This window comes from Bacillota bacterium (assembly GCA_012839765.1).
Lineage (GTDB): Bacteria > Bacillota > Limnochordia > DUMW01 > DUMW01 > DUMW01.
This window is the reverse complement of the sequence record DUMW01000049.1, coordinates 19,228-29,747: the sequence shown is the minus strand read 5'-3', so window position 1 is coordinate 29,747 and position 10,520 is coordinate 19,228. Positions and strand designations below refer to the sequence as shown.

The 10,520-nt window shown below is 53.6% G+C and carries 9 protein-coding genes; 1 reads left to right on the top strand and 8 read right to left on the bottom strand.

Going from position 1 to position 10,520, the window contains the following annotated elements:
• Positions 1 to 247 precede the first annotated feature (247 nt).
• A complete protein-coding gene (locus GXX57_05155; GenBank protein ID HHV44036.1) occupies positions 248 to 874 on the top strand; it encodes a hypothetical protein in 627 nt (208 codons plus the stop codon).
• Positions 875 to 1,751: 877 nt separating this feature from the next.
• On the opposite strand, the gene GXX57_05150 is transcribed toward GXX57_05155, so the two are convergent.
• The 8 genes from GXX57_05150 to minC form a co-directional block, all read right to left on the bottom strand.
• Positions 1,752 to 3,464, bottom strand: a complete 1,713-nt coding sequence (locus GXX57_05150) for an Rne/Rng family ribonuclease (GenBank protein HHV44035.1) — start codon at positions 3,462 to 3,464, stop codon at positions 1,752 to 1,754.
• Positions 3,421 to 4,212: a DUF2344 domain-containing protein gene (locus tag GXX57_05145; GenBank protein HHV44034.1), complete on the bottom strand. Its 792-nt coding sequence runs from the start codon at positions 4,210 to 4,212 to the stop codon at positions 3,421 to 3,423. The genes GXX57_05150 and GXX57_05145 overlap by 44 nt, the downstream gene beginning before the upstream one ends.
• An 18-nt stretch (positions 4,213 to 4,230) precedes the next feature.
• Positions 4,231 to 6,213: a TIGR03960 family B12-binding radical SAM protein gene (locus GXX57_05140; protein HHV44033.1), complete on the bottom strand. Its 1,983-nt coding sequence runs from the start codon at positions 6,211 to 6,213 to the stop codon at positions 4,231 to 4,233.
• A 68-nt stretch (positions 6,214 to 6,281) separates the two neighbouring features.
• A complete protein-coding gene (locus tag GXX57_05135) occupies positions 6,282 to 7,193 on the bottom strand; it encodes a hypothetical protein (protein HHV44032.1) in 912 nt (303 codons plus the stop codon).
• A 160-nt stretch (positions 7,194 to 7,353) separates the two neighbouring features.
• Positions 7,354 to 8,481, bottom strand: coding sequence for a rod shape-determining protein RodA (gene rodA / locus GXX57_05130; GenBank protein ID HHV44031.1), 1,128 nt, complete (start codon positions 8,479 to 8,481; stop codon positions 7,354 to 7,356).
• A 35-nt stretch (positions 8,482 to 8,516) separates the two neighbouring features.
• Positions 8,517 to 8,786 (bottom strand): cell division topological specificity factor MinE, encoded by a 270-nt coding sequence (minE, locus tag GXX57_05125; GenBank protein HHV44030.1) that lies wholly within the window; start codon positions 8,784 to 8,786, stop codon positions 8,517 to 8,519.
• Between the two features lie 16 nt (positions 8,787 to 8,802).
• Positions 8,803 to 9,600 (bottom strand): septum site-determining protein MinD, encoded by a 798-nt coding sequence (minD, locus tag GXX57_05120; protein ID HHV44029.1) that lies wholly within the window; start codon positions 9,598 to 9,600, stop codon positions 8,803 to 8,805.
• A gap of 14 nt (positions 9,601 to 9,614) precedes the next feature.
• Entirely contained in the window at positions 9,615 to 10,292 is a 678-nt protein-coding gene (gene minC / locus GXX57_05115) for a septum site-determining protein MinC (protein HHV44028.1), read from the bottom strand.
• Positions 10,293 to 10,520: the final 228 nt, after the last annotated feature.

Sequence of the window (10,520 nt, the reverse complement as noted above, 5' to 3'; positions counted from 1 at the left end):
TCACCAGAAAGGTGCCTCCTTCGGGGTGTCCTTGGGATGCTGTCCCCGTTAAGAATTCCCCATGGGAAGGCACTTTTCCTTTATCTGTCGCCATTTTTCAAGGGTAACCCTGCGAAATCCCGGTTGACTAAATGTCAGAAAATGTATTGATAACCAAGGACTTATATAAAACGAATTATTGAGTAAAGGCCTAGCGTAGCATAGATAAGGATTGGCGGAGGGGAAAGGTATGTCGAGAATTTTCTTTATGAAACGGGTCTTAGCTATGCTTGGTTCGGGAAGGATGTTTCAACGAGGATATAGTATGCTTCTGAGAATCGCGGCTCTCATCACAGCAATTGGCGGGGCGGTTTTCTGGATTCTTACCTGGCGGGTTATTGCGGAGTTGGAACGCTTCTATGCCTATTATTACCGAGCTGGTTCCAGGATTGCCCCCGCCGGAATTATGTTTCAGATCCTAATGGTGGTTCTGATTTACTGTCTGGTACACACTCTACTGATTCGGGCCCGGACGGTGGAAGAACTACAGCCAACAGACTACATCATCACCCCGCTTTTTTCGGTAACCCTGAAGCTACTTGGGGAAATATCCGCCTGTCTGTTCATCTTTTCCGGACTTGCCGGTGGTCTATCCATCTGGATCGCAGGTGGAAATATCCTAGGGCCTCTTGGCATATCCAGCATTTCCTTGGGAACAAATGACTTCATCGGTGGTCTTCTAACAATGCTTCTCGGCCTATTACTTGCTTTCGCCTCATTGGTGACCTTCTACTATCTCTCCGAGGTCGCCATCGTCTTGGTAGATATCGCCACAAACACCAGGTCGCTCCGGGATGACGCTGGCAGTAACGAACAGGAGAATCGAGCAGGCTAAGTCCCAGCACCCAATAATCTGTCTGGGCGGGGCGGCAAGGAAGATTGGAGCCCCTTTTTATGCCGATTGACCTGTAAGTGTAGTCTTCCCCACTTCTGACCTGGTTCTTCCCGTGACCAATGGCCTCAGCGAGAAAAAAAGGGAGCGAGCATGTAGAGCGTCACCTAGCAGATGACGAACTGTCTGCACTCAGGCCTACCATTGACACAGCGCGTCGTTGGGATTGCCGCTGCCGTCCGCGATGGCGTGGGTATCAGGGGTTCATCGCAACCTTTCTGGGACGACATGGCCCTTGGGGAAGTGATTCCAGGATGCTTGGCAAGTTGACTTCTTTGCCAAAACATAGAAGGAGCAAAGCGAAGACACACTCCCTTTCCGGTACCCAACTATATCACCACCGTCTCTGGCAAGAACTGCACAATCACCTCTAAGACTTCTTGCCACTGAAACCATCAACCCGAACGCTCCCATCCTGGTTCCAGAGGGCAACATCGAGGATCCTTTGACCTTCGGTATCCTCGAAGACGTAGTAGATAGAGGGTGGGAGTTTGGGCAGCCCTCCCCCGTGGGGATGAAGTAATCGTCGGTTAGCCTTTGAAACGATCCAACGTACTCCCTTAACTGGTTCCCATCTACAACTATTCTCTCACCCTCCGTCATTGTAAAGCCGACGGCATCCTCGAGATCAGCATCGGAAGATCCTTCCCCAGGACTTTGGGTTCTATCACCGATTCCAAGCAGCACCACCCCACCAAGCCGGATATCGACCTTGGAGGATTAGGGTTTTCCGTACCAATAAAAGACCCCTGCCTGGCGAGACAACAAATCTCTACCATGCAGGGGATTGGCCATGGCAGACACCATAAAGGTTCGCGAGTCAGGCCTCTACCGATGCACTTACCACTTTCCCCCGCGCATAGGTACGGAAAACTTTGGTAATCTGTACCTTTAGCTTCTGGCCCACATGCTGTCCGGCGCCCTGGATATCCAACACGTACCCTTCGATGCGAGCAATGCCGTCTTTGGGATTACTGATATGGGGCTCCTCCACCTCAATTTCAATGATCTGTCCCTCGGCCACCGGCAGGGCCATTCTTTCCGCTTCCTCCCTGGTCTTGGCGGCAGTCACCTGGACATCATCCACCCGGAAATCGTCGGAACCTTTGATGTAAATATACTTGCCCGTCTCTTCCTCCAACCGCTTCAGGTTAGAACCACCACTGCCGATCAACAGGGAAGCCACTTGGGGATGGACCCGTACAAAGATGGCCTCGCCCTCCATGGTCCAAGCGGTATGGCGAATCTGCCGTTCCACCTGCAGGGCGATGGATGTTTCCGAGAAGACATGGCCCGCGCCCCCACAGTAGGGACACGTGGTAAAGAGGGTTTCACCAAGATCTTGGAAGACCTTTTTACGGGTCAACTCCACCAGCCCCAGGTTCGTAAACCCCAGGATGTGGACTTTGGTCTTGTCTTTGGCAAATTCCTGTTCCAGCCGCTTGAGCACCTTTTCCTCATCGGCCTTGCTTTCCATGTCAATAAAGTCGATAATCACGATTCCACCGATATTCCTAAGCCGCAGTTGTCGGGCAATTTCCGTCGCGGCCTCCAGGTTGGTCTGTAACACCGTATCGGCCAAATTGGTGGAACCGGTGAATTTGCCCGTATTTACATCGATGCTCACCAAGGCCTCGGTGTCATCGATGATAATATACCCTCCACAATCCAACCACACCTTGCGCTTCACCAATTTGCTGATCTCCGACTCAATACCAAAGGCCTCAAAGATGGGGGTTTTCTCCCCATAGTAGAAGACCCGGTTTTTCAGGTTAGGGGATAGGGAATCTAAAAGTTCTAAAATCTTTCTATAGGCTTCTTTGGAATCGACGATAAACCGACTGATTTCCTGAGTGAACACATCCCGCACCAGACGGAAAATTAAATCATAATCTCGGTATAGAAGGGCCGGCGGGTTTTTCCTTTTGGCATCGGCCTGAATGTTATTCCAAATCCTCAGTAAGAAATCCCTGTCCCCTTGGAGCTCCGCTTCGCTCTTGCCGGCGGCGGCGGTTCGCACAATCAACCCGATCCCCTGAGGCTTCAGATGGGCGGCAATCTTTCGAAGCCGCTCCCGTTCAGCATTATCGTCAATTCTCCTGGAGACCCCAACATGATCCACCGTGGGCATCAAGACTAGATACCGACCAGGAATGGTCAATTGGGTGACCACCCGGGCTCCCTTGGTGCCTACGGGTTCCTTAGTCACCTGGACCACGATCTCCTGGTTCGGCCGCAGGATCTCATTGATCGTCTTCCCGTTGGACCCATGGGTGGTGAAATACTCGTCCCCCTCTGCATTAATGTAGTCCACGGCATCATCAACGTACAAGAAGGCGTTCCGTTCCAACCCGATATCCACAAAGGCCGCCTGCATGCCAGGCAATACGTTTTCTACGCGACCTTTGTAAATGTTGCCTGCAATACGCTTGTGATTAGCCCGTTCAATATATAATTCCACTAGGACCTGATCTTCTCGAATGGCAGCCCTAGTTTGTCCAGTTTCCACATTGACGATCACTTCCTTGATCAACTCGGTCAACTCCCTCTACTTCGCCTAGGCTCACACCGGTGAGAGGACACCACAGCATGCCATTCTCTTCTCCAAACAGCCCCGTCCGGCACACCAGAAAATCCCCCGGCCTGGCCCCGATTAATTCCACGATCTCCCTGGGACGAGGACTGGCGGGGTGATCGATCCTTACCCGCACCCAAAAGCTTATTCCCAGATCGATGGGGCTTTCAATCAGGGATTGTAACTCCCTCCTGGCCGGTTCCGACATCCGTTCCAGCCTAATCATCCCCGGACGCACGTCCACTTCGGTCGTCTTATCTTTTCTCTCCCTTGTGATCACCAGTTGCTCCTTCTCCATCAGCGCCAGTGCCTTGTTGATGAGCCGTTCTTCTTCGGCAGGGGTAGCATCGGGCAGGTAGCAGAAGGCGTAATCAGCCACACTTAACAAGGCCATTAGCGATCCCTTCCCAATCCTCTGTTGCGCGTCCAGTACTCGCAGGCCCTGGGGAAGCTTGTCGTTCAGTCTCTGAACTAACTGGGCAGGCTCCATCGCCTCGGTTAACTGCACGTCAACGTATTCACTCATACTGCAAGTGCCAACACTCAAGGGAGGACCAAAGGACAACTGCATATGGGGATTGAAACCTTCACTGAAGGCCACCGGTATTTCCGCCCGGCGCAAGGCCCTAGTCAGGGCCCGCAACAAATCCAGATGGGAAATATGACGGACCGGGGCCTTGACGGCAAATTTCAGTCGCAAATCCATCTTGTTCCATCCTATTCCTTACTCTTTTGCCGACTTGCGGACCAGTCGCATCCGGACCGGCAAGTCTTGACATACACCGCAAAGCAGACAGCGCTCCCGACAACCGGGGCTATGGGCCTCTTCGATGGCGGTCTGGTATTCTTTGATGAAAAACTCCTTACTCACACCGCTGTCAATGTGATCCCAAGGATTGATCTCCGCAAAATCCCGGACGCGATGGGCGTAGAAGGACATGTCCAACCCACAGTCCTGGAAAGCCCGGGCCCACAGTTTATAGTCGAAATGCTCATCCCAACCGTCAAATACGCATCCCAGCTCCACAGCCCGCTCCAACACCCGAGACAGTCTGCGATCCCCCCGGGCAAAGACCGCCTCCATAAGACTCTGCTCTAAATTGTGACAGGAGAATTTAACCCCTTTCATCCGCAGGTGCCTCCGTAGATAATCCTGCTTCTTGCGGACTACCTCCGGCGGATCCTGGGCACAGAACTGAAACGGAGTATGGGGTTTGGGCACAAAGGTGGCCACACTGACAGAAATACGCAGTTTTCCCACCCGGGAACCCAACCGTTCCCGGCCCAATTGCCGCAGCTTCTGCACGATATCCACAATACCAGCCAGATCGGTTTCGGTCTCGGTGGGTAAGCCCAACATAAAATATAGTTTCACCGAGAACCAGCCAGCACTAAAGGCCGCATCCACTGCAGCTAACAGATCTTCCTCGGTCACCTGTTTGTTGATCACCTTGCGCAAACGTTCGGTCCCCGCCTCCATCGCAAAGGTGAGGCCGGATTTGCGCACCTTCTGAATCTCACTGGCCAGTCCCACGGAGAAGGAGTCCACCCGCAGGGAAGGCAGGGAAAGGGAAACCCGGTCTTCCCCCAGGTTTGTTATCAACGACTGCACCAAGGAGGCGATCTCGCTATAGTCGCCACTGCTTAACGAAGTGAGGGCCACTTCTTCGTAGCCACTGTTACGGACCAAAGCCAAGGCCTGTTCCTGGAGGAGACATGGATCCCGCTCCCGGGGCGGCCGATACACAAAGCCCGCCTGACAGAACCGGCATCCCCGACCACAGCCCCGCATCACTTCGATCATCACCCGGTCATGGACCGGCTCCACCCAGGGCACGAGGGCCTTGGTAGGAAAGTAGGCCTGATCTAAATCCGCCACCACCCGTTTTTGAACCCGCGCGGCCCCATGCTCCGGGTGCTTGTTGAGGCTTTTGATCCGGCCGGTGGCATCATAAACGGGCTCATAGAAGGACGGCACATAAAACCCCGGGATCTTCGCAGCCTCGATCAGGGTCTGTTCCCGGCTCCAGCCTTCGGCCTTCGCTCGCCGCACCAAGTCCAAAAGATCCAGCACAGCCTCCTCCCCGTCACCGACGACGATCACATCGAAGAATTCGGCCACCGGCTCCGGATTGAAGGCACAGGGACCGCCAGCTACCACCAAAGGATCAAGATCCGTCCGATCTTTGCTTCGGATGGGAATACCGCTTAGTTTAAGCATGTGCAAGATGTTAGTGTAGCTCAGTTCGTATTGGAGGGTAAAGCCAACAACATCAAAGTCCCTGATGGGACGAAAACTTTCCAGACTAAATAGGGGAACGCCCTCCTGCACCATCAACTGGTACATATCGGTCCAGGGCATGTAGGTTCGTTCACACAAGGCGTCTTCCCGGTCATTGATCAACCAATAAAGGATCTGCAATCCCAAATGGGCCATCCCAATCTCGTACACGTCGGGAAAGGCTAGGACCACCTTCACCTGCTCGGGCTGCCATGTTTTCTGTACTGCATTATACTCCCCACCCATGTACCTTGCGGGTTTAGTCACATAGGGAAGGAGTTTTGTCTCCACAACTTTTCGCACATTACCCCTCCATCTCGAACTAAGCACTACCACTTGAATATATATTATATCACATTCCCAGAATTCATAGCCGAAAACCGGCCTTGACCGACGCAACAACGTCTCCCAAGGGGTCCGACCCATCCTGGGTCACATTCCCTCTTCTTCCCTTGGACCTGAAACCGGCACTACCCAATGGAGGCATGGCCGGTTTATCTTTGGGAAAAGGAAGAATCTTTAGGGAAGCCTGGTTCCTCTCCGGGAAGTTCGGCCAACAATCTCCCGATCTTCACTCCCGTTCCCCACCAGAGTGCCGCTTCCAGGAGGGTGCCCTCGTCCACCATACCCAACAGCCGCCAGCGGTCGTCCACCACCCAGATCACATGGTAATCCCGATGGTTCAAATTGGCAACCACTTCTTTCAGGCTGGTCTCCGCGGTGAAAACCAAATGACAGGTGGTGACCTTCCCATCACACAACAATCCCAGACGCCGAGCCAACAGGTAACCCATAAACGCGATTCCGCTCCGTCGGCGTTCCCTACGCAGGCTTAGCAGAATAAAAGCACCTAGGGAGATCAGGCAAAGGCCCACCGGACGGTATAGGCACACCAACACCCCCCCGAGAATGGCCAGCCAACCGGCGAGCACACTGATCTGCCAAGCCCGCTCCATCCCCCGTTGAAATCCCCAACGATATACAAGGACAGCCCGCAGAAGGCGTCCACCGTCCAAGGGCAGGGCCGGTAGCACGTTCAAAGTACCCACAGCCATGTTAATCCAAGCCAGCGCCTCGAGATTGCCTGTGGGAAAGGACCGGTAAGCTAAAAAGCACACACCCCCCAGACCCAGGCTCACCAAAGGTCCCACCCCGGCCACCCTGGCTTCCACCGACGGATCCGCTTCCAGCATCTCCACCAGGCGCACCACGCATCCCAGAGGCAATAGCTCCACCGCGTCCACCGTAAGACCCAACATTCTCGCCATGAGGATATGGGCCAGTTCATGGAGCAAAAGGGAGAAAACAAAAAGAAGGCCTGGCCAAAGCAAGCCAAGCAACCAAAGGAACACCAGCACCGGAAACAGGACAGGATTGAAGACCAGCTCAACATTGCCAACGCGCACCGGATCACCCACCTAGCGTGGTTACATAATCGATCCTATGCGCAAAGAAGGGGCAATATTATCCCCAATCCACCACAGGATACGCTGCTCTTCAGCCAAAGCAGGCCAAGGAAAAAAGCTGTGCAAAAAAACCGGTTACGGGTGGTGGGCACGGTAGATCCTAGTTAAGCATCAATTTGTCCCGCCGCATATACACACTGGCGGTCATCCCCAACCCCAGCATGTTGGTCAGCAGACTGCTTCCTCCATAGCTGATAAAGGGCAAGGGAATCCCGGTCACCGGCGCCAAACCGATGGTCATGGCCACGTTGATCACCACATGGAAGCCAAGCATGGACAGGACCCCGGCCACAAGCAGGCGACCAAAGCGGTCCTGGGACTTGGCAATGGTGCGCATGAGCAGAAGAAAGAGTCCCAGAAAAAGACACAGCAAGACCACTGCCCCTAGGAAGCCAAATTCCTCTCCGATGACGGAGAAAATGAAGTCGGTATAGTGGGAAGGCAAAAAACTCAATTGGGTCTGGGAACCCTGTAAATAACCTTGACCGGCAAAGCCTCCTGAGCCAACGGCAATCATGGACTGGATCACATTCCACCCGGTATCGGTGGGATCCTCCCAGGGATCCAGGAAGGCCAAAATCCGCTTCAACTGATAATCATCAAGAATCTCCACCCAGCCCTGCAGTGAAGCCACGGTCCCCAAAACTGCGAACAAGCCTCCCACCAACACGATGACCCCCAGGTGTTTCAGCTTGGCCCCCCCCAGGTAAAGCATCCCCAACACGATGGCGATAAAAACCAGGGCCGTCCCCAGATCCGGTTGACGCAGGACCAACACCATGGGAGGCAGGACCACCAAGAAGGTCCCCGCTAGCACCTTGAGATCCTTCGGATCCCGCTGGTGCAAAAATCTCGCCACGGTGATAATCACCACAAGTTTGGCAAACTCCGAGGGCTGAATACCCACACCGCCGATCCGAAACCAACGTTGGCTGCCGCCGATCTCCTTAGCGGTGAACAGCACCGCCAAAAGCAAGACCAGATTCACCCCGTAAAGCATAGGAACCCAACGCTGCCAGACCCGGTAATCGATGGTCATCATCGCAACAAAGGCGATGAGACTGATGACACCCCAGGCCACTTGTCGCTTCACGAAGTACAATGGACTACTGGCATAGATCCCCCGGGTAGCACTATAGACCGCCAGGCAACCTACGGCAAACAAGGCCATTGCCATAATAATCAGCCCATAGTCGATCCGTTTGGCAAATCTCCTCTCCAGAAGCAAACTACTTCTCTCCCCCTATCGGTGGATCACCATTGCTATAGCGGTCTTTGGCGGGGCCCTTTAATGGGGATATTTGCCATCAGGGTCAAACACTCGGTGGAGTCGGTCAGTTCCACATCCATCGCATCATCGTCGATCTCCACATACTTGGAGATAACCTCTATAATGTCCACCCGGATCCGTTCGATCAGTTCAACGGATAGTCCGCCCTTGTCCTGAATCAAGACCAACTGTAACCGCTTTTTCGCCACGTCCTTACTTCCGGAGGAAGACCTGCTAAAAAAGCGGGTCACGAACTCCAACATAGGATACAACCTCCAATTATTGTCCTATTCCCACGATCCGCTTGATCTTGTCCATCAGTCCGGGTTGGTCAAGGTTCAGGAAGGGTACGTCTTCCCCTTCGAGCCGCCGTGCGATATTCATGAAAGCCTGGGCGCATTTGCCCTTCCCGGACAATACAATGGGTTCTCCACGGTTGGTAGACACAATAATATTCTCATCCTCAGGGATGATGCCGATGGGTTGAATCCCCAAAACCTCAAGGATATCATTCATACTCAGCATATCCCGACGCTTCACCATCTCCGGACGCACCCGGTTGACGATCAATTTCGGCTCTTCGATCCCTTCCGCGTTCAACAACCCAATAATCCGGTCCGCATCGCGCACCGAGGACACCTCTGGATTGGTGGCTACCAAAGCCCCATCCACACCGGCAATGGCATTCTTGAACCCTTCCTCGATTCCCGCTGGACAATCCACCAGGATATAATCAAACTCCTCCTTCAGCTCATTTATCACCGCCTCCATCTGTTCTGGTGATACGGCACTCTTTTCCCTCACCTGGGCGGTGGGCAGTAGACTCAAGTTCTTCAAACGCTTGTCCTTAACCAGTGCTTGACTGAGTCGGCAGTGTCCTTCCACCACATGTACTAAATCGTAGACAATTCGATTCTCCAGGCCCATCACCACATCGAGATTCCGTAAGCCCGTGTCCGCGTCCACCAAGACAACGCGCTTGTCCCGCAAAGCCAAGGCACACCCCAGGTTTGCCGTAATGGTCGTCTTTCCCACGCCGCCTTTCCCACTGGTTATCACATATGCTTTACCGACCATGTTCCTGTTCCTCCTTACCCCACTGTCAGTCCGCTAACAGATTTTCCGAAGTCAAATAATTTAATCACGATTCTGCTGTCCTGCACATAGGCCATCTCAGGACCGCGGTAGGTGTCGTCCACCTCATCGGGGGCCCGGGATATGCACGAACCAATCCGCAATTGGGTGGGCTGCAACCTTAAGGCGATCACCACCGCTTTCATATCCCCATCTTTGCCCGCATGGGCAATGCCCCGCAGATGACCGAAGACCACGATGTCTCCTGCAGCTCTCACCTCGGCCCCCGCATTCACATCCCCCAGGACCACCACACTGTGGGGATAATCCACCAACTGACCCGAACGAATCGTCCTCTTAATGAGCAAGGTATTGACTGAATACAGTTCCGGCTTTTCCTGCACCTCGGGGGCTTCAATGGGCTTCCGCTGGATCCTCAGCTCCGGCAACCGTCGATTGACAAATTGCAGGTCCAACTGCAAATCTTCAGCCAGTTTTGCGAATAATTCCCCCTGCTCCTCGGTCAACTGACGGGCCCCCATGGCAATCTGGATCCGGGAACCCGCAAAGAACTCCCGGCGGGCGGTAAGCTTATCCACCAGTTCTTGAAAGGCCTGTTCAAAATCGGCACGTTCATTTATATAAACACAGACTCCGCGTTTATCTCCTTTGACCACCACTGTACTCAGGTCCATAACAACCTCTCCTACCTAATGATTGTTCGAGAAAGTACAATCCAATTCCTGCATCCCTGTCCAGAACCTCCATTACCATACAAATATAGCATATTTCCCTAGACCAGGTGCACGAAAAGTACCATCCCGAACCAGGAAACCACAGGACCCGTCTTTCCCCTTCCCCTTCGGGCAAATACTTCTATAAGGGTCCCAGACCCGGGCCTGGCAAATCCACATCCAGGGACC